This is a genomic window from Blastomonas aquatica, from assembly GCF_014639875.1.
GTDB classification, from domain to species: domain Bacteria; phylum Pseudomonadota; class Alphaproteobacteria; order Sphingomonadales; family Sphingomonadaceae; genus Blastomonas; species Blastomonas aquatica.
Window position 1 is genome coordinate 1 of sequence record NZ_BMGD01000002.1, and the last position, 24,800, is coordinate 24,800.

Sequence of the window (24,800 nt, forward strand, 5' to 3'; positions counted from 1 at the left end):
ACTGGCGACCCGCTCAAATCCAGCGTCAGGCTGCCTGAACCGCGGTACTCACCGCAGGCTTACGGTCGACGCTTGTTGAGTTTGCCTTCAGTATGCCCTGGCACCAGATGGGCGCCAAGGCATCCCTGACATTTCACTTCCACCGATTGGGACGACGTTCACGTTAACAATATCGGGGCACCCCATGCCATCGCGTTGCCGATCTGGGCGTCCTGATGCGCAAGTCGGTCGTGGATCGCCAGTCCGGGTCCCAGCCGGGTGACGAGGTCGGCCCGGAGCGCCGCGGGATCGCGCATCCCGGCGACCGTTCGCGCATAGGCTTCCGGAGTGGGCGCTACGGACAGCTCAAACGCGAACTTCGCGCCGAACGCCAAGGCGGCAAACATCCCCACCGGCCATAAATGTGCCGCCACTTGTTGCGCCGGGCATGTCAGCTCTTGGCCGATCCCAATGCGCGCCATGCCGCCCCGCATTTGTGCCGTCGCCCCACTACAGACGTTGAGCACCAGCAGTCGCCGGCCCTCACCCGCAGGCACCATCCCGCGCAGCCGATCCGCCGTCACGATTGCCTCGCCGATCACCAAGCCTGAACGTTCGATGCGGTGCGGGGAATGCTCACCGTGGCCAATGATCCACAGCAGGTCGGCAATCGGATCAGTATAGAAACGCTCGAATGCGGCAAGGTCGCCGCCTTGGACATCGATTGTCCAGCCAGCGAGAGCGGCGACGCGCTCCAGCGCCTCCACCTCGAAACCCTCGTGCATTGTCCCGCCCTGCCAGACTGCCAAGCGATTGATCGGCCGAACAGGAAGCGGCTGCCTCAGGCTGACTTCTTCGGCCGCGACGATGCCGCCTTCGGTTGCAAGCAACGCGAGAACCGGAGCGGGCAATGAAGGGACGGTCACCACCGAACGGATCAGCTGGCCCGGCGGAAGCGCGGCGGCCAAGCGAGACGGCTCGAAGTGCGCGCGCGCCGCGGCCTCGAATTCTGGACCGGCCGCCTCGTCAGGTTGCCCCATCCGGCGATAATCGATGTCGGGTCTGTCGTCGCCGCCAGCCGTGGCACGGTGGTATTCGCGCTGCGCGAGCGAGCCAGCCGCCAGCACCGCGTCGAAGGTGCTCGGACCCTCTCCGCGCGGCAACGCCAGCCGTCCACCGTGCCAAAGGTAGGCTACGCCATTCATGTGGCCGGATGCGACGAATAGTACATTGACGTCGCAGGTCCGCTCGCCCTCCTTTACATACCAAGCACCTAGGACGTCGAGGACGTCTTCAACTTCTCCATGCTCAGTGAGAAACCAGATCAGCGGGTGGATAATTGAGACCCGACTCTCCAGAGCCTGCAGCGCGACCGTCTCGTCATCGCCCGACTGCTCGCGGTATGAGCGCGCCAGTTGGACCGCCGAAGCCAGAATGCGATTACGCCTGTCTCGCCAATCCTCGATGGTTTTGAGAGACACCGCTAGGACCTGCAACTCCATGTGTTCGATAAGGATGTGCGACCAACGACTGAGCATTTCATCGGCCCAATCCTGGGGATCGCGGCCCGTGAAGCGATGGGCCGGGCTCATCATGACGATGCCGATCTGCGCGCGGTTTGCGTCAGGCAGGGCGCCTGACCACAGTCGGAGCAGATACTTTACCCACGCCTCCGCCTGCGGTTCGTCTGCGTTGCTCGCCCAATTAGCTAGGCAGGTCAGTGCCTCTAGGGACTGCCCCACGTTGACTCCCATACGGAACATCTTCTCCGTTAGATCCCAGCACATCGGTGTGACACTTCGCGCGACGTCATCGACCCCACCGAACTTTCGCGCGAGCATTACAAAGGCTGCGGTCCAGCGCGGCAGGTTGGCGAACGCTAGATCCCTGAACTCTGGCGCTGCCTGCGATTCCGGGGCGAAGAACGAGTAGTTCGTGTCGAAGACGCGATCGTCGCGGTCGATGTTCCGGGCCAGAGACCACAATGCCCACCCATGGCACTGTCCGTTCAGGCCCCAGACCAGGCATAGCTCCATCGGCTTCAGGGCAAAGAGCAGGCGGTACTCGTCGACGGTGTCGGCCTCGTATCCGACCGCCCCGTCCTCGACCATTGCGCCGATGTCGTCGCCGACGGCGTCGCAGTACTCGAGGAACTCCCGCTGCCCCGCAAGGGCGAACCGACTCTGAAGCTGGATGAGCATGATCGCCATCGCCTTCGAGGCAGGATCCGCCCAGTCGAACGGTCCGTCCCAGAGCATCAGGTCGGGATAAGCCGAGCTAGTGCGCGGGAAGCGATCCCTGATGATCACCATCACGCCCTCGACCAACTGACCATCATTTGATTCCCCATTCATTGCACAATGCACCCCCCGACTACACCTATACAGCGACCTTGTTGACGGGTGTCGTGACGCACCTCCCAAGACGCGGAGATTTGCCACGAGGTCCCGCCTCCTGTAATAGCCCATCGTGAATGCAGCCCCAGCCTCATTCGCGAGTGGCTTTACACTCAGCTTCGCGGGAGGGACCTAGGGCATCGACTTGTCGCATAACTGCTGCGATCAGCCGGATGTCCAGCTCGTCAGCCGCGGGCCTCAGATCGACGACTGCCGGCCCGCCCGGATCTGGTGTGGCGCCCCACCTCGCGACCAACTCGTCGAGGCCCCACTTTGGAACGCTCCTTCCCGATGAGATAACATATTCGCGTGAAGAGCGCGGACGCGCCTTGCCCCCTCTCCAGTGCGGAGCATGAACCCCTTGCAATAAATGCAGGCTAATACCAAGGCGCGCTGAGGCTGACTCACGCGAGGGATTTCCAACCGGCTGAAATTATGATTCGTTGCGGCAGGCATATGGAGGCTTGCAATGGCGGCAGCGATTGGGGTTCGGACCGATCACACATCATCGGATTTGCGGGGATTTGCCCGACGATGCAGTGACCCGGGTCAGGTTCGCCGGCTACTGGCGCTGGCGTTGATCGTTGACGGCGGAAGTCGGAGTGATGCGGCCAAGTTTGCCGGTGTCACCCTGCAGATTGTGCGCGACTGGGTGTTGCGGTTCAACGAGGGCGGTCCTGATGCCCTGGCAACACGCAAGGCACCGGGACGAGCTTCGATCCTGAATGATGAGCAACGCGCCCGGCTGGCGGAGCAGATCGAGGCTGGGCCGATCCCTGCTGCCCATGGCGTTGTGCGCTGGCGGCTTGCTGATCTGGCGCAGTGGGTCTGGGATGAGTTCGCGCTTTCCGTGACCCGCCATACCTTGGGACGCGAGCTTCGCGCGATGGGATATCGGAAACTCTCCGCGCGCCCACGGCATCACGGGCAAAAGCCCGATGACATTGTCGAATTTAAAAAAACTTCGCCTCCCGTCTGGCGCAGATCAGGCGAACGCTCCCGAGAGGAACGCCCATAGAGCTTTGGTGGCAGGACGAAGCGCGCATCGGCCAGCAAACCAAGCTCACCCGGCGTTGGGCCAGACGCGGCACCCGCCCGTCAGCGCCCAAGGATCAGCGACGCGCCTCCGCATGGCTGTTTGGTGCGATATGCCCCGCTGAAGGGAAGGCCGCCGGCATCGTCATGCCCAAATGCAACAGCGAGGCGATGAGCATGCATCTGGAGGAAATCGCCTTCCACATCGCGCCAGGTGCGCATGCGGTGCTGCTGCTCGATCAGGCCGGATGGCATGGCTCGGCCGAGCTGGTCATACCTTCCAATATCACCCTCATGCCTCTGCCGCCCAGATGTCCAGAACTCAATCCGGTGGAGAATGTGTGGCAGTTCATGCGCGACAACTGGTTGTCGAACCGCATCTACCAATCATACGACGACATCATCGACCACTGCTGCTTCGCATGGAACAAACTCGTCGATCAGCCATGGCGAATTATGTCTATCGGCCTACGCAGGTGGGCTCATGGGTCATGATCAATGCGCGTTGGTATAACAAGCCAGGTCAAACCTTTTCGATCCACGATTGCGGCGATCGTTGTCTAGGATGAGATGGTGCTTCGGTCGCCAAAGTCTAGGGTGCTGACTAGGCCATGACTGGCCGATAGTGGAATGTCCGGTTCAGAGCCTCGTCGTCGAGTTAGCCGACATTCACACGGCGCCGACCCCCGACCACAACCCGTCGTTCTGCTCAGCCTGCACGCTCGACAGCCGACGACAAAATTGTCGATCAGCCGCCCCAAACGGGACTGTCAGCAAAGAGCACAAATGCCGCCGATCTTGGCAGTCTAGCCTAACTGAACCCAATAGGTGACGGTTGTTCCCCCGCCGCCCGCGAGCCAGCTACCGCCATAGGTGGGAAGCGGTCATCCATTGCTTGTTGGCCTTCTGGTTGTATCTAAAGCTGTGGACCATCTACTGGATTCCAGGCAATAAACTCCAAATCATTTACTTTTCTTGTATCCTCAAATTCTGGCGCGAGATGGATTTGGGCGGCTGGGATGGCAAATTGCTGCGAGATCATGTTGCGAAGCGCCGAGTAGCGGATCTTGGGCGGGAGCAATCGCTGATCTTCATTGTTTGCGTTGAACGGAGCGGTCACATCCGTCTCGCCCAACCGGACGGCCACAATCGCTTCCTCTACGTCAAACTTGACCTCGAACGCCCGAACGACTGGTGCAGGCGCCGGTAGCACCAGTAGCCTGGCGTGGGCCTGTGCCAACTCTGTGCGGATGAAATTGACAGCTGGCGCTAGCCGCATCGACTGTTGGTGCCGGAACAGCGGGTCGATTTGTCCTGTTTTGGGAACCTCGCGTAGGTTCCCTTGGCGTCCAAAATAGAGCTCGAAGTAGGCACCCGCGTAGACTGCATTGGCGACGGCATCAGAGCACGCTTCGAGACGCGATTCCAAGCCCTCCAGGGCGCGCATCGCATCACTCGAGGTGCCGACCGCGGCTTGGTAGAGATTCCTGCCGAAGATGAAGGCCTGCAACAGGCTGACACCGGGCACGACGAGCAAGGCAAGCCCCTGTTTGACGGCCGGATTCTGTCGATACCAGCTGTGGCTTTTTAGGCCTTTGATCACCGCTTCGAACTCCTCGAGGCCAGCAGGATCGCTCGTATAGTCAAAGTCACAGCGCGCCGTGTTTGGTAGATTGACGAAGAAAGCCTGCAAATCGTTTGGCTGCACTTCTTCTTGGGGGTTCTGGTATGGGCCCTCATCCGTCTCGTCGCCTTGCTCATCGGCCGACTCGTCACACTCGACTTCTTCCTCCCTCAGCTTAGGCTCAGTTTTGCCCTCTTCGTTTGATTGCTCCTCGCTCACCTCGGCTTGGACCGCACGAGCCAGCTCGACGAACTTGAAGCCGGCGACTGGGTCGAGATTGGCAATCATTGCCAGTTGCCGGATGCTCAAGATATATAGGGCCGGAACCTGCGTTCGCGTCTTTAGTTCGTGGCAGAGTATAGGCTGGGCCACGCCGAGACACTCCGGGTCATCACTCCTGTTGGGTTTTGTGTGGCCATCGAGGTCAATGATCTTCGCTGGATAATAAATCCAGTCGGTCTTACCATCATGCGTTAGCAAGATAATCGCCCCGGGTTTCGGTTCAATGGCGTTTACGAACGTCAGGATCTCGTCCCAGATCGCCAAATCGCCAAAGCGGTTCGCCCCGTTTTTGGCGGGCAGCCCCGCGGCGACATTGTCCTCTTCGTTCTTCTTACCCTTGTTGATATCCTTAAACCCTGGAGCGATGCGTAATTCTGCCCGCGCCTCATAGCTGTCACGGAGCTGCGCCAGCCCGTCATGAATGTTGCCGGTCATTGCAAGAGCGTTGAACACCGGGATCAACTGAGCATGTAAGGTCTCGAGCTTATCGCCTTTGGTGATCGGTTCTATGAGCTTTGAAAGGGCATCGCGCGCGGTCGACACTTTGGCGAGATATGTAGCGCGGTCCGTAAATCCCTTCTGGCTCGCCCAGGCGTCATCGGCGACCAACGGCGCCTGTTGCTCGAACGTCTCCAGCGCCTTGGTCAGCGTTTTGAACTGTTGGCCGAAGGGATAAAGAGCTTTCTGGTCGTTGCGGTGCGCGGAAAACTCGTGGAGTACCCGCCGCGGGATATGAATACGGCCTTTCTGGGGGCCATCTTTCAGCCAGTCGCAAAGATCGGTGCGAGCTCCCAGATGCAGACCATATGTCCACATCAGAATGTTCGTATCTAGGAAGATGCGCGTTGTCGGCTCGTTAAGCGCGCTGGCTACTTCTTGATTGTATGCCCGACGATCGAGCGGCTCAATAATTAGGGGATCAAAAGCAACCGGCATCAAATCTTCCCATATTGTAATGCGACTTCTTCTAGTGTCGCTACTGCAAGGCTAGCTGCCCGGCAACTGTTTAACCTTTGGATGGCCGGTCCCGGCGTGAGCGGACCCTCCGCTGCTGCACGGGAACGGCTCAAGTTGGGTCGTCTTCTGCCGGACGGTCATGGGCCATCGCTCCGCACCCGGGGCTTGAAAGTCGAGTTTTGTCGGGAACGGGTAATTAGCGTTCGGCCTATCGCCTTGCTAAGCTGGCTACAATTGAGCAGTAGAGACTGGCCCATCCACATACAGCGGAGCATCAGGCCTGACGTCGGATATGGTCGCTGATCCGATAACTTTTGATCACTCCTCGTAGGCCCGCGGGCTTTTGGGTCTTTTACTCATTTCTCATTCTTTTCGACTTTTGGCCGAAGGGATGAAACATGGGGGGTGGCGTCAGCCAACAGCGCGGCTACACCAAGTGCGAGGTGGGTTCACGAGTTCCAAATCACAGACAGAGCAAGAAAGGCGCCGACGCCTAAAGTGATGGCCTTCCCCGGTGCCGTTAGCTCGCTAAATTGATGTGCTCTACGTAGTCAAGAAAACGACGATCATACGGGAGTCAGCCGCACTTTTCTGGTCCAAACACATAGAGACCCCACGGCAAATCATTTGAACCTGCATCTTTGGAAGCAATCGACCAACCTTCATGGCGAAGCTCGCGCACAGCTGCCGGCCAAGTGCTGCTGTTTCCAGCGACATAGCGCAGCTCTTCTGCCGTAATGCGCTTGCCCGGGGCCCGCTTGAGATAGGCAAGCACTGCCGACTTCACATCTGCCGACTGATCACGGATCGTAACCGCCTGCTCCCAACGACCGATAGCGTCGAAATCACAGGTGTCTTCAATCAGCAGATATTCCTCAGCCGCCATTTTGCTGACCTGTTCGATGCCGCGGTTTCGCTTTTCTGCGGCGGCTGCGTCGGCACGGATGTCGCGAACCGCTAAGCCTGAAATGATCGGCCATCCATGATCAGCGCGCAGCTCTCGAATGCGGCGAGGATAATCACCAATGCCAGCGACGATCAGCAATTCATCAGTATGCACAATCTGCCCAACCTGATGCCGCAAATAGGCCAGCAATCGTGCGCGGCCCGATCCTGCACTCTCGGGCGAAAGAGAAGCGCCGATTGATGCCCCTAATGCTCTCAGATGGAGATTAACTTCGACGAGGCTGGAGACCTGTTCTCCAATAGTGCCGCTACGTAGCCGTTCCGGGAGGTCGTGCAGAAGATCGACCAATTTCAGCCGCAATACTTCCGGGTTGCCTGTTTGCGATCGACGAGCCATAGATTCCCTATCTAGAAAATCGATCGATCTCAATGTGCTCGATCTGATTGTGCAAGATGCAGCAGAGCTATAGCGAATAGTTTGAAGCCGCAAGCCGGGGCAGAGGGGGAGAACATGCTGGAGCCGTTGGCAACAGTGGATCACATGCTGTTGCGGCCGGAAGGCAAGGGCACGATTCGGGCGCTTTCCCGTATCGGATATGAGTTGCCCGCAGCGATCGCCGACATCATTGACAACTCGATCGATGCTGAAGCGACGCGTGTCGAAGTCACGTTCCTGCGCAACGATCATGAAATCACCGCAGTCACGATTGCCGATGATGGGCGCGGCATGGATATGGCCGCCCTTAGGACCGGTATGCAATTTGCTGGCCGAACCGATCACGATGCAGGCGACCTCGGCACGTACGGTATGGGGCTTAAGTCAGCGTCATTCAGCCAATCCAAGACCATGACGGTGATCAGCCGGCAAAGCGGCAATGTGGTTGCAAGCCGGTGGTCTGTTGAGGCCATCGACAATGATTGGCGCTGCGAAGTGCTCGATCCCGTTAAGGCGGGTAACGTGTTCGATGAGCTGTGTCTGCGAGGCAAAGCGCCGTCGTGCGGCACGCTCGTCATTTGGGAGCGGCTTGATCGCCTGGTGGTTTCTCAGCAAGCTGATGCACTTGATGAGTATCTCAGCACCGCAATGCCACGATTGGAAGCGCATCTAGGTCTCACCTTCCATCGCTTCCTCGAAAGCGGCGCGCTTTCGATTGCGATCGTTGTGCGCCACGAACGACGCGCATTGGCTCTTCCGCGTCCTGTGCGGCCGCATAACCCATTCCATTACCCAAACCCTGGTGCGAGCGGATGGCCTAAGGCGCTCGATTGTGAGTTCCCAGGTCTCGGCACACTCTCCCTCGATGCGCATATCTGGCCTGCTGGTTCATCCGCGGATGGATTCCTGCTCGGTAGTCGCAAAGGTGTCGAGCATCAGGGGTTCTACTTCTACCGCAACAATCGCCTGATCCAGGCTGGCGGATGGAACGGAGTCGTTAAAGGCGATCAAGATCCCGAGCTGCTCCTCGCGCGTGTTGCTATCGAGCTTCCGCCTGCTGGCATCGACGTCAACGTCCAGAAATCGGCGCTCCAGGTAACCGCCTCGCAAGCGCAAGCTTTGCTCGCCGCCTCAGACGGTGAAGTCGATTTGGAAGATTTTCTTGAAGCAGCGCGTGCAGCAATTCGCGCATCGCGGAGGACCGCGAGGGGCCCTGGCACCGCGCCCGCGGTGCCAGGGCAAGGTGTCGCGATGCGGATTCGCCGAGCCGCGCACAAGCGAATCGCCGGAGCCAAACAGGCCGAAGAAATCGGCTTCGCATGGGGGGAACTGGACGATGGTCAGGTCTTCAATCTCGACCTGACAGATATGATGATCGTGCTGAACCGTGAGTATCGCCAAGCGATTCTGGACGGTTCCTCTGCCTCTGCCGCGGACGCGCCGCTGGTGAAATTACTGCTGTTTCAGCTCTACAAGGACGACTTCGGGCGACAACGTTCGTCCCGCAAACTGCGCGAACATGTCGACCTCACCAACGCGTTGCTTTTTGAAATTATCAAAATCCGCCTGAAAGACCATGATGACTGATACGCCAATCCTTCTGCCGGACTGGGCAGCATTTGAACGCGACTATATTGAAACCGGCATCCCGCACCTCTTCGTGGTACGGCAGGATCCAATCGTCTCGCTCTTCATTGATCAAAATGCGGAGCGTATCGGCGCCCGCTTTGAGCAATCTGGACCTCGCGCAGAAGGCCAGGTTTTTCCTTTTGCCGAGATCCATGTCGATGAGGTCGCGGGCAACGATCGTCGGCACACCGAAATCTGGACTGATGCCCGCCATCTGTTCTGCAATTTCTACCGCCTGGTTGCTGAAATTGTTGCTGCTGTCGTCGGGGAGGGAACAAACCCTGATGCGGCACTTGCTGATGCTGTGGAACGATGGGAAGCGTTGATCAGCCGACCTTCGATCATGCCAGAAGAAACCCAAGCAGGTCTTTTTGGGGAGTTGTGGCTGATCGAGCGACTAATTGCCTTTCAAGGCATAGATGCCGTCGACGCATGGGTTGGTCCGCTTAGCCAGCCACATGACTTTCGGGTCGGCAATGTCGAATTCGAAGTGAAGACAACCTCTAGCGCAAAGCGCATTCATACCATCAACGGTCTTGGGCAGCTGCAGCCGAGCGTCGATTGCTCCTTGTATCTGCTCTCGCTTAAGCTGGCTAACGCTGGCACTGGCGGCCGCACGCTTCCCGAAGTGGTGTCCGCAATAGAGTCAGGCCTCGCTTCGTCGCATGCTGCCCTGACCCGCTTCCGTGCAGGCATTGCCATGCTCGGCTATGATCCGGCCGACGCTCCGCTCTATAGCCGACGCCGTCGCTTGCGCGACGTCCCAGTTCTGATAGCGGTCGGAGACGGTGTGCCCCGCCTGACAGCTGATGCTTTAGCTCAAATTGATGGGCGCTTCTTCACGGCTAGGATCAGCCAGGTGTCCTATGCGATCGATGTGGACGGCTTTGGTTTCGCCGATGGGACTGAAGAGTTCCACGCTGTTCTGCCCGCTGTCCCCGCTAATACTGGAGCTGGTTAATGTTTGATATCCTGAACGCGGCGCTAGCCGGGATGACTGCGGGCCCGAAAAAACTCGAACGCGCCCTGCAATATGTGGCTGAGGATGAGGCGGGCTTTAGCCAGGACGCATTGCTCAAGGCGCTAAAAGATGCAGGGCCGGGCGATGATTTACTTGGGATCTTACGGCGGAAGCTCGCAAGGTGGGATAACGAGATCGCGGATTGGGCTGGTGTCACACCGGTTAATACTGCCGAACGCCGCACTGTGATCTATGATCGGCTCGGGCTTGATGATCTCTGGAAAGGGTTTTGCAACGATCGGTTACCTTTCCAACCGCTCGCTCGACCCACCGTAATCGCGACGGACCACGAGCAGTGGTACACGCCCGAAATCCAGTCAAGCCGCGACTATTATTGGAAGCAATATTCAGGACAGCTACTTCGGCAAGGCTGGGCAGAAGATAGCATACTGCAGTTGGATGACAGCACCAGCAGCGTCGTCGAACGCCTCGCCGATCCTACGGCGGAGACTGCGTATCAGTCCAAGGGTCTGGTAATCGGCTACGTTCAAAGCGGCAAGACGGCGAACTTCACCGGCGTGATCGCAAAAGCCGCCGACGCCGGGTACCGCCTGATTATCGTGCTGGGTGGTATGCTGGACGTATTGCGCTCGCAGACCCAACGCCGCATCGACAAGGAGCTCGTGGGCCGCGAACTCCTGGATCGCGCTTATGTCAACGATCCCGACTGGGGTGAGTTTTTGACTCACGGAGCAAAGCCGAGCGAGCTTGGAGCCTTTGATTTGGTCAGACTTACAGGACCTGAAGGAGACTATCAGCGCTTGGCCCTGGGAGTTGAAGCGCTGAAATTTGCTCCCAAGAATCCGGCACTGCCCTTCAATCACCCCGACAATCTTTATAGCGCGCCAACGCGAATTGCGGTGCTCAAGAAAAACAGCAAGGTTGTGCAGCGTCTGCTTACCGATCTGACATCGCTGGGGCGTCAGAAGATCGGTGCGGCGCTCGATCAGGTTCCAGTTCTCATCATTGACGACGAGTCCGATCAGGCTAGCATCAACACGAAGAAGCAGACGCCAGGCGCACTTGAGGAGGAGCGCAACGCAACAAATCAGGCGATCGTCGATCTGCTCCGACTGCTGCCGAGATCGCAGTATATCGGTTACACTGCGACACCGTTCGCCAACGTGTTTGTCGATCCGGCAAGCGAAGGTGATATTTTCCCCAAAGACTTCCTGATCGCTCTGCCCAGACCGATCGGCTATATGGGCGTGTCAGATTTCTACGACTTCGAAGAAGGCAACGAGGACGTGAAGCCGAACAAGCGTGATTTCGTCCGCGAAGTCATAGGCGAGGACAGCGATCCTAAGAATTTGCAGTCAGCCATTGACAGTTACGTGCTCGCGGGTGCGATCAAGTTGTGGCGCTCTGAGCGTAATCCAAAGCTCAAATTCCGCCATCACACGATGCTGGTTCACGTGTCCCAGCTTGTTGTCGACCAAAAGGCCCTCGCGGGCGATGTCCGTAAAGTGTTTGCGGCCGCGGGCTATGACGGAGGCAAAGGACTCGAGCGATTGGCCGCGTTGTTTGAGGACGATTTCAAACCGGTTTTTGATCGGCGCGGTGAGGGTGAGGTATTCCCAGCCTCGTTGGAAGAGCTGTTGCCTAACCTTGGCGATTGTCTCCAGCGGATCGGCGAGGCGGGAGATGCAGTGCTCGTGGTCAACAACGAAACCAAGGAGCAGACCCCCGACTTCGATAAACAATCAGTTTGGAAGATTTTGGTCGGCGGCACAAAACTGTCGCGCGGCTACACGGTTGAAGGACTAACGGTCAGCTATTACCGCCGTCGCGCTGGCGCTGGCGACACGCTGATGCAGATGGGGCGCTGGTTTGGCTTTCGTCGGGGTTACAAGGATCTGGTTCGGCTCTTCATCGGGACGAAAGAGAAAAAGTCTGCAAAGGGCTACGCGACAATCGATCTTTACGAAGCGTTCGGCGGCGTGTGCCGCGATGAAGAACTGTTCCGCAAGGACCTAGAGCGGTACGCCTCGATGGAACAGCCGAGGATGACTCCGGCTAAGATCCCGCCCCTTGTACCTCAACACATGCTGCGCCCAACTGCTGCGAATAAGATGCGCAACGCCGTTATCCAATTCCGCAATTTTGGCGGGCAATTGGCTGAATCGACCTTCGCGCCTCACGACGAGGATTTGATCAAGCGCAACAATGAGCTACTGGGCACGCTCCTCAAGGGTGCGGCCATCAATCTTCATACACTTCAGGCGGAAGCCCGCGGATCACTCAGAACGCTGAAAGCTCATATTGCAACCTTCGAGACCAAGAAGTTGCTGGATTTCCTTCAGGCCTATCGATGGTTCGACCCCCGCAGCAGAGAGGCTAGCAACGGAAACCCGCTCCAGCTGCAGCTTGAATTCCTTCAGGGCAAAGCGGGCGATCATGAGATCCAGGACTGGTTGCTTCTTAGCCCGCAGATTAAAAATCCGCGCGGTTTGAACTCCATCAATGGCACTGATTTCGATGTCGTCTATCGTTCCCGCCATGAACTTCCGCATCGGTTTCACACCTACAACGACCCGGTCCACCGCCAGTTTGCCGAGCATATCTGCTGCCAGAAGGTGCTTCCCCGCGCGAGTGATGAACTGAACGCGCTGCGCTCCCCGCATCGCGGCGTCATGCTCTACTATCCCATCACGGACCAAAAGGCGGCCACGAAGAACCCAAAGCCAGCGAAGCCGCCCTTTACCGTCGGCTTTACCCTGCTGTTTCCCGAGAACCACATCCAATCACCGCTTGGCTTCACCGTTCGCATGCCGGATAAGCCTGAGGATGCCGTTATCAACGTTGATTAAGGCTGCCCCGAGTCAACTCGGCCATCATCCCGCTCGCCCGATCGATTTTGGCCATTGCCTAAGCGAGTCCACCCGGGCAGAGTCGGCAGGGATAAGGCGGCCGTGACATTTGACATCGGTTTTCGAGTTTCGGATCCGTTTCAAACCATTGATAGGGTTGCCCATGGGCTTTAAACTGATCGATCTGTTCTGTGGCGCTGGCGGCATGTCCCTCGGCTTTTCGGACAAACGATTCTGCGGTGATTTCGAACCTGTGCTGGCCGTTGATAATGACGCCGCAGCAATTGCGACGCATAAGGCAAATTTTTCGGGCGAGGCGGTTTGCGGCAATGTCGAGGAATGGCTGAAGAGCGCCGATATCCCTGCGGCGGATGTGGTCATCGGTGGACCGCCTTGCCAAGGGTTCAGCCTTTTAAATAAGAAGCGCGACGGCGATGCTCGGCGTGCACTGTGGGAGCCATATCTCGACGTGGTAGTGCGATCGGGCGCACGTATCTTCGTTATGGAAAATGTGACGGAGTTGATGCGTTCGCCGGAGCTAGTCGCGATTCGTGAGCGCGCAGAAAAGGAAGGCTTCCGCACGAGTGCGGAAATTCTAAACACCGCAAATTACGGGGCACCGCAAACGCGGAAGCGGACGATTTTGATCGGCTGGAAGCCGGGTGCTTGGACACCTGAATTCCCCCCGCTGAAGACGCATGCAGAACCCGGAACCGACAGCAATCTTCCTCGGTGGCGCACTGTTCGAGATGTCATTGCCGATCTGCCTGTTCCAGTAATGACCGAGATTCAGGGGCCAGCACCGCTGGATCTACACATCAAGCGCAATCCGACAGCGATGAGTCTGAAGCGCTACAAAGCTGTTCCGCTGGGCGGTAATCGCTTCGACTTGCAGCGCAACGCGCCCGACATCACCCCGGACTGCTGGATCAGGAAGACCTCAGGCGGCACCGATCTATTCGGTCGACTTTGGTGGGACCGGCCCTCGGTTACAATCCGAACCGAGTTCTACAAGCCCGAAAAGGGCCGCTATCTACACCCTGATCAACATCGCCCGATTACACATCGTGAGGCGGCTCGACTGATGGGCTTCCCGGACGATTTCCGATTTTGCGGCAGTAAGGTTGAAGTCGCTCGTCAGATCGGCAATGCGGTGCCGCCGCCGTTCGCCGGTGTGCTCGGCCGACTTGTTTCGAATATGCTTGCACCAATGGCCAAAAGCGCTTGATCTGAATGCGGGCTGCCCACGACGACTAAGATGGGTCGCGCTCTGAGCGTCTTAAACCACTGGTCGCTAACTTTGCTGTTCACTCGGAAAGCGTCATTCTTCGTAAACGTGTTCGGACCCAGTCCTAGCCTTGCCCCATCAGCCAAATCGCCATTTGGCGGCGTTGCGCAATGTGGATGGCGGCTTTCAGGATTGCACTGTGATTGGTCGAATGGCCAAAAATGGGCTGCATTATTCAACGTCTGCTTCGTAGCACCCATAAGTGAGCTTCTATCGGTAGCGGAGGTCAATGGCCGCTACAGTGGACGGCCGGGTGTGGTCGTAAGTTGTCTTTCGCGATCAGTTCTGGCGAATGGCTGCGTTATTGGATCGCACACTTAGAAGCCGACATTATGCGGATAGCCCAAATATCGTGGTTCCGCTGATCAGCCCGCTTTGGCTAGGGCTATCTTCCGGTGTTCGATGCGGTGGCAGGTAGCGCAGAGCAGTGCAAGGTCCACAAGTGCTGTCTTTGTGCCGGGGGGAAGATCTGCAAGCGGAACCTTGTGATGCACATCCAGCCCGGCATCGAAAAATGCCGGGCCGTGCTTTGCCGCGGGTTCAAATCCGCACTCCTCGCAGGCGAGTTTGCCGGTGGCAGCCAGGACAGCGGCCTTTTTGTCGCGGGCGAGGCCGGGGGCCCTCTCGCGCCGGAGGTGTTCGACCCGCCTGGGATGGCCCTCGACCCAGCGGCGATCGTCATTTTCGTTCGGTAACGGCGGGCTATCGGTTCCGGCCGGCTTGTCGCCAGCGATGGGCTCCCCTTTGGGAACAATGAGGTAACCCGCTGCCTGAAGCAGTTCGAACGACGGTTGCGACCATCCGGCGCTGAAATGAGCCGGAAATGCCTCGATGCCGAGTACTCGTTCAAGCGCCAGGCCGAAGACCTTTTTGGGCGGGAACCGCAGGCCTCCCGGCGTGACGAGATCATAATCGCGCGAGTCTGCGAAATTTGGGGCGTCCCCTCCCTGAGCAAGTGCAAACACAGCGGCGTGGATATCGGCAGGCGTGACCTTGCGTTGTTCGCTGGTGGTAAGCCGCTGAGGGCCGTCTGCGACGCGATTTAGCTTCAGTTGCTCAACAAGTTCGCCGCCAGCGAACTCAAATCTCAGCCGCTTGGTAGAGTTGCCGACATTGTTGCCGGCCGGCTTGCCAAAGTCCCGCATTCGTGTGCGCAGGGCAGTAGCTGCTGCCGTCGCGCCAAGCGCAACAAGCTCCGGCCCTTCTGCAAGCACCCGGCTCGCGGCGTCGGGAAACGCCTGTACAGCGTCGCGGCTTGCCAGAAGGACACGCTCAAGGTTTGAGGACTGGCCAAGGGATCGGGCGAGAATAGTCTCGAGTGCTGCGCTGTACTGTGCATTGCGTGCATGCGGGCCAGTTCCGCCCCGGCTTTCAAGAACGATCGCCCCAGGTTCGACGCCGATGGTCGCATCGAGCTGCTGACCATTTAACTCAATTCGATAGGTTTCTGGCATTGGTGTGTCTCGACCTCAGTAGCGCAGCATCCAAAGAATTCTCTGGCAGAAGCTTCCTATATTTTTTCCTGCAGTTTGTCCGGCGGGTTTCTGTGTCGTTGAGCGTGCCAGCAACAGGCTGGACCCTTGGTTCAGTCACCGGAGCTGCAACACTGCGGCGTAGCGGCATTTTTACATTCGCTCTTGGTTGTCTCAGATGACCGTGATGACCGTAAGATAGCGACAGATCAAGCAGCCACGGTCCTGGATGATCGTCCATGCCGATGAGTGCCAGGGCGTTGGCGAGGGAAGTCAGCTGATTGCCTGTTGCACGTCGTTCCTGACCGAACGCTTCTTCGGAGAGCGTGCTGATGGCAGGGGTCAAAGATGATCCTCCGGTCAGCAAGATCCCTGGCGATGTTGATGGATGTGACGCCTGCCCCGGCAAGGGCGGTGTCCATCATTGCTTCAATGCGCTGGGGGTGGCGGGCCATTATGCGGACTGGCTGCGCTCGACATCAGCTGCAATCACGATGCAGGCGGTGAATGCGAGCGTTGCTTTGTCGTTGCCTGACAGGGCCTGATCGGGCTGTCCGACAGGATCAAAGAGCCCGATCTGTTCAGCTGAACAGCCAGAGCAGCAGCCCGGCAGGGCCCGCCAGCGTCAGCACTGTGACGATCCAGAATTCGAAGCGCGACACGGGCCTGTCATCGGGATCTGGCCAGTCGCGGGGCATGTCGGCAGGCTCTCATTCAGATCACAGAAGCAGCGGCGTGTCGGCGGCGCGGCGGCTTGACCAGGGCTCGCCTGTCTGCTCGACACTCAGCCGGTCTGCCGGATACTGGCGCAACAGCGTCAGTGCCTCTGCTGCCGGAGCATGCAGCCAGCGATCATGGTCTTCTGCATTCAGGATCACCGGCATCCTGTCATGGATGTGCCAGAGCTCCTTTGTCGCATCGACCATCACGCCGGTATAGCTGTGGCCCCATTCGTTGCTGGGACGCCACAGGCCTGCCCAGGCGGCGAGCGGCTGGTCGGCAACGTTGATCCAGGTCTTTGTCATTCGTCCTGGCTCGCCCTCGGCCTCGGCAAAGGCTGTGAACGGGATCAGGCAGCGATACGTTGTGTCGGTGAACCACCTCTTCCACATGCCATGCGCCGACATCAGTTTGTCTTCGCGTGCATTGTTGACCGGGTTCGGCTTATTGGGCCTGCCGGTCTTTTTGTTCAGCGACTGTCGCGGAAAGCCCCAGGTCATGGCCTGCAGCTTTCGCTGGCCATCGTCTTCGCGGACCACGAACCCCTGATATCCTGGATACACGTCACCGGGGGCGGCATTGGTGTTTCTGTCGGCCAGCGCGAAAAATGCCTGCGCAACTTCCTCGATCGACGTTTTCAGGGTTACAAGATTGCACATCTTACCCGCTCCCGTCGCACGGCTTTCCACCCGACACCTTCAGCGGGTCTTCTTATACCTTAGCGATATTCAGGTACATGTTCCTGAATGTCCAGCCAGTCTGATGGCAGTTGTTCTGTGTTGCTGTCGCATGACCGCTGATGGAGCGTTCGTCCGCAATTGCTTCGTGTGCAGGATTCAGCTCCGGAACCGGCTTATCGCGCGCTTCCACTCGCGCTCCGGCGGAAAGGCGAGCTCGATATCTCTCGTGCTCTGGCTGACGAGCTCGAGGCGAACCGGTCGCACCCGTCTGCGATTTTGCAGGCTGCACCGGCGGCACCAGAAATGCTCCCGAGCCGGCTCCAGCCGGTCATCCCACCTCCTTTTCTGGAAATGCCACCACAGACCATGCGGATTGAAGGTTGCGTTGTGCCCGCAGAGACAGACCGGCTGAACTGCATAATGCCATGCAGCTGCTTCGAACAGACAGGTCGCACGGCGCATCCCGTCGCGGGTCCAGCCGCCCATGTCACAGGCCGAGCTCAGGCTGCTCGTCTGTTTCGCCCGGCCGTTGCGATTGCGTCAGCGTCTCGGCTATCGCCCGTGCCAGTTCCTGCGCTGCATCATCGCGGATATGGCGGGCAGGCGCGGTTATACCAACACGCGCCCAGCCGGGGGCTGCGAGTATCGCGGTGGCCATGTCTTTAATATCGATTCGGGTCATGCCCTTATGAGAACAAAAACAGAACAAATATGCAATATGTTTGCTGCAGACCGATTGTTGGACTTCTGCCAAGGCTATCCCTGTCGCTACATGGCTGGTGACGCAGGCTTTGACCGCGGCGCAATTTGAGTGGGCTGTGCCTTGCGCCAAGCGGCATCCGTGCATTACCTCCAAAGGATGCCGCTTGTTCTTTTCCTCATGTCAGTCATTCCTTCCGGGCAGAGCTTTGTCTGCACCCCGACCGTCGTATGGGACGGCGACGGGCCGATCTGGTGCGCCGAAGGTCCGCGCATCCGTCTGTCCGGCATTGCCGCCCGCGAAATGGACGGCAGCTGCAGCCCGGCCATCCCTGCCCGTAAGCAGACCCGGTCGCCTCGCGCGATCATCTTGCATCGCTGACAGGGGAGCCGACCGGTACTAGCGCAACCGGTCATGTGCTTATCAGGGGACCAGCTATGCGCTGCACGTCAACGGGCGGGGCAGGGGGGAGCCGGACGGCCGCCTTCTGCATGTCGCCGCGTTCGGGCGACCTGTCCTGCGCCTATCCGCGATGGCTATGCCGCCCGCTGGGACAGATACTGGGGCAATCATCGCTGCAATTGAGCTGGCCGGCAGCCTGCGCCCGTGGCATCCTGACTGCCGGGAACCAGCTGATGTATCATGTCCTTCGATCTGCCATTGTCCTGCTAGCCATCGTTCCGGCAATCACCCTTGCCCATCCGGGGGGCCTTGCTGCGGACGGCTGCCATAATGATCGCAGGAACGGCGGCAGGCACTGCCATGGCGGTACGGCCCGAAGTGATGCCCCAGCCTCGCGGCCCCAGCGTCTTTCCGGCGATGTATATTTCCCGAATTGCGCTGCCGCCCGGGCTGCCGGAGCAGCCCCGGTGCGGATCGGTTCCCCCGGTTATGGCCGCCATCTTGACCGCGATGGAGACGGATTGGCTGCGAATGACCCGCGACCTGGCCCTTGTCGGCTCATTGTTTTTGCGGGTTGTCCGGCGATTGTTATGGTCGCCCCTGGTTGCGGGCTCATGACTGACGAGCAGCATCTGTGGGCCTGCGCGCTTGCAGTCGAAAAGCGCTATGGTAACCGCGCACCTCTCCATATTGCCGAACGGATCGGCAGCCTTGCGCAAGCAGGCGATGCGGATGGTGTCGCAATGTGGCAGGCCATCGCGATGCGACTAGACCGGCTGCGGCGCGGTGACCAATGGGACGAGGGCAGGGCGGAGCGGCCTGCGCTCAGCTGAACCTGAAGGCCGGGCGGCTGGCGGCATTTACCTCCCTGATGCTCCGGACCACACCACTCATTCCGCCTTTTGAGGGTCCTGCTTGCCTGAGCCGTCAACCCCATACGGGGTTCGCCCTTGCGTTCCGCTCGGTGACGGCGGCGCGCGGACCCTCCTTTTAGCGTCATCGGGGATGGCCCCCGAGCAACCGAAGGAGACTTATCATGGCTACAATCGCAAACCTCACCATCAAGGCAGACGGCAGCTTCGAAGGCACGCTTGCCACCCTCAACGTTACCGCGCCGATCGCGATCATTCCCAATGGCCGCAAGGCAAAGGACAGCGAACCCGATTACCGCATCGTCTCGCGCAGGAACGGCTTCGAGCTTGGCGCCGGATGGAAGCGCTTGTCCCAGAACACCGGCGCAGAATACGTGTCAGTGTCGCTCTCGGCCCCCGAGTTCGGCACCATCTACGGCAACATCGCCACCGCGCCCGGCGATGATCCGATGAAGAAAGTCATCATCTGGAACCCGCCCAGCTGAACTGCTTTCAGACCCCGCCAGCTGGCGGGGTCTTTTACTCTTTAATATGCCTGGCACGCATCCGCCCCGCGGGTTTTGCCACATTGGCGTTTTGGCGTGGCTCGACCTGTTTTCGTTCACCCGCCGCTGGCACAAAAAGGAATAAAGCAAAATTGGTTGCAGTTCCGATTTCCAGATTAGCCAGATCTGTCCAAAACCGATCAAATTTCTCTAGTATATCTGGTGAAAATTAGCATCTTGGTACCAGGAGTTCTTAGGGGGGTAAGATGCGCCGATTCGTTTTGTTCATGGTGACTCCTACCCTGTTGCTGCCCGTCTCCCTCCGCGCTGCGGATCCTCCGGCCGAACCGAGCAATACGCTAGAGAACATCGCTGAGACCAGAGCGAGCGAGGAGGTTCGTGGCCTTCGGCTCGACAATGACGCCAAGGAACTTGCGGCCAAAGCCGCCAGAAACAAGGCGATCGCCGATGCTTTTCCGGCCAGCGACACGTCGGGGAAAACTGACGTGAAAGCCAACGCGGGCCAGGTTGAAGCTCAGGGCCTGGCGGCTGCCGCCATCAACGCGCTCGCTGGCCCAATTGCGAGGCGCGCGTCGGACGCGGCGACGTGGTCATCTGCGCACTCCGATTCAGGCGCAGCTGCGATCGACTGCTCGCTATTGACGTCGCTGGCGGCGCCGGTACCGCCGCCAGCGCCAGCGCCAGCGCAGCGCGATGCCAATGGGCGCATCATTTCACCTCCACCACCACCATCACCTGCGGTCCCAATGCTGCTTTTAGGTGGTGCTCAGACACTGAGCTTCGGCCATTTTGATCAGTTCCGTTTTCGTGCCTGCACAATTGCTAAGTCGATCAGCGAAACCAGTTCCAGCGCGAACCAGGCACTCCTCGAGGAGGGAGGCGAGGGCCTGGATGACAGGGCTGGAAGCTTTCCAGGCATTGGTGCCGGTCTTTCAGCAGCGGTCGATCTGATGAAGCTTATCACGCCCGACTGGGAGGTTGGCGCGGTAGAAGCGAAGTTAAGTGACAGAAGCCTTATGCTAGCGGTCGCACGCGCTTATCTCGGGCTCCATATCTCTCGAAGCGACGATACGAGACCTCTTCACTGGCAGGGGGCGACCTCGAAGCTAGGTGGCAGCAACGACGTTTTTGCAGCGCTTCGCGATCTCGACACGCTGAGCGTGACAGCCCAGAGTACGCTCAACGCTCTGAAGCCAAAGGTCGCAGCGGCACAAAAGGCGTTCGACAAAATCGCAAAGACGCCGGGCGCCGCGAACTCAGCCGAAAAGGCAGCGCTCGATAAATGGTCAGGCCACGTCACCGCGATTACCGCAGCGCGGGCTTCCTATGCACAGCTGGTGGCGCAGCTCAATGGTAAGGACGGCGAAGCTGTGCTTCCGATCAATCAGGTGGTCAATGAGGCTGCGACCGTCAAATTGCTGGGTAATCGAGGGCTTGCTCTTACACTCAGCGTCGAGAGTGCGGCCGGCGGTTATTATTCACGCAAGGCCCTCTGGAACGTCTTCAATATCGGCGGCCCCCCGTTTTTTGTCTCCGGTGGTGTTGTTGTGAGCTTTGCCGTTGTTCGCCCTTCCGACCAGCGCGTCGTCGCCTCGGGTCTGTTCAGTTGTCACAGCGGCTATGTCCAAGTGAACAAAGTGGCCGCCCGCGTGAACGGAGCCGAGGCAGGCAATGCAGTCGGCTGCAAACCAATCCAATGACCCGCCGGATACTTCCCGCGTGCCTTGGCCCCTTGGTGGAGTTGCCGGAGCCAATCAAGATAACGGGCCAGTTCTCGAAAACCACTACCCAGTCGCAAGGTTCGGTGGCCGGCTTCGCTGTGCCTGCTAGCGAACGAACCCAATGGTGCTGGTGTGCGGTCTCGCTCGGCCTGTTGAAGCATTACAACAATACGCAAATTGAACAATGCATGCTTGCCGAGGATGTATTTGGCGGTAGTATCTGCGATGACACTACGAACAACAGCCCGGCCAACATGGATGAGGTCCTTACAAAACTGGATCTTCTTGCCGAAGCGCGCCGCAATGGCCCGCTATCCGAACAGGTCATTCGCGGCGAGATTCACGCGCAGCGACCAGTCGTGGTCCAGCTTTACTGGTCCGACAGGCGGCATGTTGTCGCAATATCCGCGTACGTCGCCGGAGCTAATCAGAATTTCTACCTATATCTGAACGATCCTGCACGAAATGATGGCTCCGCCATTGCTGTCGCGCTTCGTCCATTTTCATATTTCGGCGCCACATGGCAGTATTCCTTTCTTACAAAGGCACCCAGGTAGTGCCGATCAAATTAAGCAAAGGCCCGCCTTCAGCACAGGCCATTATTGCGCAGACCTTGAGTGATTTGCGTCTATCAGATGCTCGGACAGAAACATCAACACCTCCAGTCGATCAGGCTGCGCTTTACCCTGTGCCAATCTGTGTCCTTGCGGTCGACCAGCTGGATAATGCCAACGTGCTATCCACAGCGCCACAGTCCGGATGGCGATACGTTGCCCTTGAGGATGGGGCGCCAGTTCTCGTCGATATCGTTTCGACCGAGGCGGACCCGGCTTTTTCGCGCATTTTGACAGGGTCACCTGCAGAAGATTTTCTTGTGGCTTTGACTGCAGGTGAATCGGCGGCGGGTGATCAGCCTGCCCAAGCCGCTGTGATTTTCGTTCCGGCCATTTATGGCGAGGCCTTGTGGGTTGGGTGGGCTGATACGAACTTCCTCTGGGATCTGGCAAGTCCCCATAGTTCGCCGATGACGGCTGATGGATACTTCAGACAAATACGCGAAGATCGAATTGAATTGATCGTCCATGGGGATGAAGAGGAATGACCTGGTATCCTTGCAACCGGTCATCATGCTTTTCTCTTACCGTATTACTCGGCATCATGGTCTTGTTAACCGGCTGCTATCGGCATAGTTTTCCACAAGCGACCTTGTTTCCATACCCCGATGAGCCATCTGTACCCGTTACAGCTGAGTTGTTCGCGGATCCGAACGGAACATTTTATCCGCCAGACTGGGAAAGCCGGTTCAAGCAAGGGTGGCGGATCCGCTGGCCTGCTGGAAGTCTTCTGAATCAGGGCGTTCGCGACCCTGGCTTCGGTGTCTGGCTGGCGGCCGCACAGCATCGAGTGCTTGATTCCATCCATGTTTTTGGAAAAGACAAGCAACGCATTTTCATTCTTGTCCACGGATACAACAATACTGTGGCTGAAGCTGAACCGGCGTTCGAGGCGATCGAAGCGAAGCTCGATCTGCGACCAGGTGACGGCGTCTTACGCTTTTATTGGGATAGCTTATCTGGCGAGCTGATTGGAGGCGGCCGTATCTGGTTCTGGGCAGTCGGAAACAGCCAGCTGGTGGGGGTTAACGCACTCCGGTCCGTGCTCAATCAGTTTTCGGATAAGGAAATTTATCTGATCTCGCATAGTCGTGGCGCTTCGGTCATTCTCTCTGCACTCGGCAATCCGGTCTATGATCCGAGCTTTGTCCGGCAGACCTTGGCTGTGGCTCAAAGGTGGGGAGCGGACAGGCGGCTGCTGTGGCCTAGCGTGCCAATAGCCGAAAATCGCAACAGGCTCCATGTCCTGATGCTGGCACCTGCGGTCGACTGGATAGACTTCTGCGATGAGAGCCAGCAGCCAGTTGAGGATGTGCCCTTTGAGTGTCAACAGTTCAGGGCATTCAGTCAGCAACTCGTCAGCCTCCGATATACGCTCAATACCAAAGACCCCGTACTGAACAAATTCGTTGGACTTTCGACCTATTTCAATCCAACCAGGCTTGGTCTAAAATCTGAAGCTGGCGATCGACTGGAGAAAATCTATCCAATTATGCGCCGGTATACGCCCACTCCATTTAATGATCATCGCTTTAAGTCATATGTCGCGAGCGAAGTATTCGACGATATGCTGGCTGACGAGTGGGTGGCGGTCCAGAAATAGTAAAACTACGAGAGGATTTACTGTTGATTTATCAATGAGATGCCCGAGAAACTGTAAAAAAGTTTGGCAATTATATACTTGAGAAAGCACGATGGCAGCACCACATGATTCTGGACAGGCCGACGTTCTAGAGATCGAAATTACCCCCGCCATGGTGGATGCGGCCAGTGACGCATTGATGGCTTGGAGCGGCGAGTTTGACTTCGACCGGCTGCCCGCTTCCGAAATAGCTGTTTTAGCAAAGAGTGTAGTGCTTGCAGCACTAAAGATCGACAGGACAACCTAATCGGTCGAGTTCATCGCTCATATCAATCATAAGAAAAACAATATCGGCCATCGATAGGTCAAATCCTATGATCTCCTTTTTGTTGTCAGCGCTGGAATACCTTAAACCACGCCACGAAACTGGGGATATTTTATCATTGTCCCAAGATATCATCATTTGATGGCTAATCGCATTCCGGATTACTCGACCAAATCTGAATATTTCAGGCCACGTTTTCTCATCCCGATTATATTTATCTTTCCACCAACCAGAATATTGCTCATAGAACATTAGAAATATAGGAGATATGAGCCGCGATGACAGCCTGATCATGGCCTCCGATGAGTTCTCTATTGGAAGATTTTCAGGGTGTAGGTCAGTTAATTTCAGATCCAAGAACCCTATCTCGATGCCTATGGGCTTTATGCCCCCTATGACATTCCGGAATTGCATATTGAACGGCACCAGCATCGTTTGGTGGCAGTGTATCGGTGGGGCGGCAAAGCTGCTGGTGGGACCGGGGGTCTCCCCATACATTTCCGCCATAAAGTGCCTCATAAACATTGCATAGTTGAGGCAGAAATCCAAAATTGGCGAATAAAGGCGGTCGCCAACGCAAGCGAAGGTGCGTATTGTGCGCTGCATGACTGACTCCGATCAACAAAAAGAGGATGAGGTGCTGCGCCGGATGCTGAAAACGCCGCCGACACCGCACAAGCAAAAAGAGGGCGGGCCGAAGCCCGCCCCCAAAGGTTCAGAATAGCGAGGGCTGATCAGGATCAGCGCCGCGCTTCCCGGTTTTCACTTCGGACACGCGTCCTTGGTTCCAACCCAGATCAGCGGCAATGTCATGCTGGAACTCGCCAGCGGCGAGCCTGGCTT

General features: G+C 57.9%; 21 protein-coding genes. 13 read left to right on the forward strand and 8 right to left on the reverse strand.

Going from position 1 to position 24,800, the window contains the following annotated elements:
- Window positions 1-158: 158 nt before the first annotated feature.
- Window positions 159-2,333 (reverse strand): CHAT domain-containing protein, encoded by a 2,175-nt coding sequence (locus IEW00_RS04000; protein WP_188513116.1) that lies wholly within the window; start codon window positions 2,331-2,333, stop codon window positions 159-161.
- A gap of 511 nt (window positions 2,334-2,844) precedes the next feature.
- Between IEW00_RS04000 and IEW00_RS04005 the strand changes: the two genes are divergently transcribed.
- Window positions 2,845-3,905, forward strand: a protein-coding gene (locus IEW00_RS04005; RefSeq protein ID WP_229736805.1) for an IS630 family transposase whose coding sequence is annotated in 2 segments (ribosomal slippage) — window positions 2,845-3,375 and window positions 3,378-3,905 — 1,059 coding nt in all. Because the reading frame shifts where the segments join, the coding sequence is not laid out codon by codon here.
- Between the two features lie 421 nt (window positions 3,906-4,326).
- Here IEW00_RS04005 and IEW00_RS04010 read toward each other — a convergent pair.
- Together IEW00_RS04010 and IEW00_RS04015 are read right to left on the reverse strand one after the other, a co-directional pair.
- Window positions 4,327-6,252 (reverse strand): PIN-like domain-containing protein, encoded by a 1,926-nt coding sequence (locus IEW00_RS04010; RefSeq protein ID WP_188513117.1) that lies wholly within the window; start codon window positions 6,250-6,252, stop codon window positions 4,327-4,329.
- A gap of 598 nt (window positions 6,253-6,850) precedes the next feature.
- Window positions 6,851-7,528, reverse strand: a complete 678-nt coding sequence (locus IEW00_RS04015; RefSeq protein ID WP_188513118.1) for a KpnI family restriction enzyme N-terminal domain-containing protein — start codon at window positions 7,526-7,528, stop codon at window positions 6,851-6,853.
- Between the two features lie 162 nt (window positions 7,529-7,690).
- On the opposite strand from IEW00_RS04015, the gene IEW00_RS04020 reads away from it, so the two are divergent.
- From IEW00_RS04020 to IEW00_RS04035, 4 genes are all read left to right on the forward strand, one after another.
- On the forward strand, window positions 7,691-9,202 hold the full coding sequence (locus tag IEW00_RS04020) for an ATP-binding protein (protein WP_188513119.1): 1,512 nt from the start codon (window positions 7,691-7,693) through the stop codon (window positions 9,200-9,202).
- Window positions 9,192-10,205 (forward strand): PD-(D/E)XK motif protein, encoded by a 1,014-nt coding sequence (locus tag IEW00_RS04025; RefSeq protein WP_188513120.1) that lies wholly within the window; start codon window positions 9,192-9,194, stop codon window positions 10,203-10,205. Before IEW00_RS04020 ends, IEW00_RS04025 begins: the two co-directional genes overlap by 11 nt.
- Window positions 10,205-13,075: a Z1 domain-containing protein gene (locus IEW00_RS04030; protein WP_188513121.1), complete on the forward strand. Its 2,871-nt coding sequence runs from the start codon at window positions 10,205-10,207 to the stop codon at window positions 13,073-13,075. The genes IEW00_RS04025 and IEW00_RS04030 overlap by 1 nt, the downstream gene beginning before the upstream one ends.
- 163 nt (window positions 13,076-13,238) lie before the next feature.
- Window positions 13,239-14,303: a DNA cytosine methyltransferase gene (locus tag IEW00_RS04035; RefSeq protein WP_188513122.1), complete on the forward strand. Its 1,065-nt coding sequence runs from the start codon at window positions 13,239-13,241 to the stop codon at window positions 14,301-14,303.
- A gap of 425 nt (window positions 14,304-14,728) precedes the next feature.
- On the opposite strand, the gene IEW00_RS04040 is transcribed toward IEW00_RS04035, so the two are convergent.
- Entirely contained in the window at window positions 14,729-15,817 is a 1,089-nt protein-coding gene (locus tag IEW00_RS04040; RefSeq protein WP_188513123.1) for an HNH endonuclease, read from the reverse strand.
- Window positions 15,795-16,181, reverse strand: a complete 387-nt coding sequence (locus tag IEW00_RS04045) for a hypothetical protein (RefSeq protein WP_188513124.1) — start codon at window positions 16,179-16,181, stop codon at window positions 15,795-15,797. Before IEW00_RS04045 ends, IEW00_RS04040 begins: the two co-directional genes overlap by 23 nt.
- Here IEW00_RS04045 and IEW00_RS04050 point away from each other — a divergent pair.
- The gene (locus IEW00_RS04050) at window positions 16,168-16,380 is read left to right on the forward strand and encodes a hypothetical protein (RefSeq protein ID WP_188513125.1); all 213 of its coding nucleotides are present in this window, start codon (window positions 16,168-16,170) and stop codon (window positions 16,378-16,380) included. The two genes, IEW00_RS04045 and IEW00_RS04050, sit on opposite strands and share 14 nt — an antisense overlap.
- Window positions 16,381-16,554: 174 nt before the next feature.
- Here the strand turns inward: IEW00_RS04050 and IEW00_RS04055 are convergent, their stop codons facing one another.
- Window positions 16,555-17,214, reverse strand: coding sequence for an SOS response-associated peptidase (locus tag IEW00_RS04055; RefSeq protein ID WP_188513126.1), 660 nt, complete (start codon window positions 17,212-17,214; stop codon window positions 16,555-16,557).
- 508 nt (window positions 17,215-17,722) lie between these two features.
- The gene (locus IEW00_RS04060) at window positions 17,723-17,917 is read right to left on the reverse strand and encodes a DUF6771 family protein (RefSeq protein WP_188513127.1); all 195 of its coding nucleotides are present in this window, start codon (window positions 17,915-17,917) and stop codon (window positions 17,723-17,725) included.
- Window positions 17,918-18,570: 653 nt separating this feature from the next.
- On the opposite strand from IEW00_RS04060, the gene IEW00_RS17720 reads away from it, so the two are divergent.
- The 7 genes from IEW00_RS17720 to IEW00_RS04105 all read left to right on the forward strand — a co-directional run bounded on the left by IEW00_RS17720 (window position 18,571) and on the right by IEW00_RS04105 (window position 23,939).
- A complete protein-coding gene (locus IEW00_RS17720) occupies window positions 18,571-19,170 on the forward strand; it encodes an excalibur calcium-binding domain-containing protein (protein WP_505625244.1) in 600 nt (199 codons plus the stop codon).
- Between the two features lie 203 nt (window positions 19,171-19,373).
- Window positions 19,374-19,694: a DUF736 domain-containing protein gene (locus tag IEW00_RS04080; RefSeq protein WP_188513128.1), complete on the forward strand. Its 321-nt coding sequence runs from the start codon at window positions 19,374-19,376 to the stop codon at window positions 19,692-19,694.
- A 266-nt stretch (window positions 19,695-19,960) separates the two neighbouring features.
- Window positions 19,961-21,415, forward strand: coding sequence for a hypothetical protein (locus tag IEW00_RS04085; RefSeq protein ID WP_188513129.1), 1,455 nt, complete (start codon window positions 19,961-19,963; stop codon window positions 21,413-21,415).
- Window positions 21,412-21,993 carry a papain-like cysteine protease family protein gene (locus IEW00_RS04090; protein WP_188513130.1) on the forward strand — a complete coding sequence of 194 codons (582 nt, stop codon included), beginning with the start codon at window positions 21,412-21,414 and terminating at the stop codon, window positions 21,991-21,993. The genes IEW00_RS04085 and IEW00_RS04090 overlap by 4 nt, the downstream gene beginning before the upstream one ends.
- Window positions 21,957-22,538 carry a hypothetical protein gene (locus IEW00_RS04095; RefSeq protein ID WP_188513131.1) on the forward strand — a complete coding sequence of 194 codons (582 nt, stop codon included), beginning with the start codon at window positions 21,957-21,959 and terminating at the stop codon, window positions 22,536-22,538. Before IEW00_RS04090 ends, IEW00_RS04095 begins: the two co-directional genes overlap by 37 nt.
- A complete protein-coding gene (locus tag IEW00_RS04100; protein WP_188513132.1) occupies window positions 22,535-23,653 on the forward strand; it encodes an alpha/beta hydrolase in 1,119 nt (372 codons plus the stop codon). Before IEW00_RS04095 ends, IEW00_RS04100 begins: the two co-directional genes overlap by 4 nt.
- 91 nt (window positions 23,654-23,744) lie before the next feature.
- Window positions 23,745-23,939: a hypothetical protein gene (locus IEW00_RS04105; RefSeq protein ID WP_188513133.1), complete on the forward strand. Its 195-nt coding sequence runs from the start codon at window positions 23,745-23,747 to the stop codon at window positions 23,937-23,939.
- Here IEW00_RS04105 and IEW00_RS04110 read toward each other — a convergent pair.
- Window positions 23,916-24,563 carry a hypothetical protein gene (locus tag IEW00_RS04110; protein WP_188513134.1) on the reverse strand — a complete coding sequence of 216 codons (648 nt, stop codon included), beginning with the start codon at window positions 24,561-24,563 and terminating at the stop codon, window positions 23,916-23,918. The genes IEW00_RS04105 and IEW00_RS04110 overlap by 24 nt on opposite strands.
- Window positions 24,564-24,800: the final 237 nt, after the last annotated feature.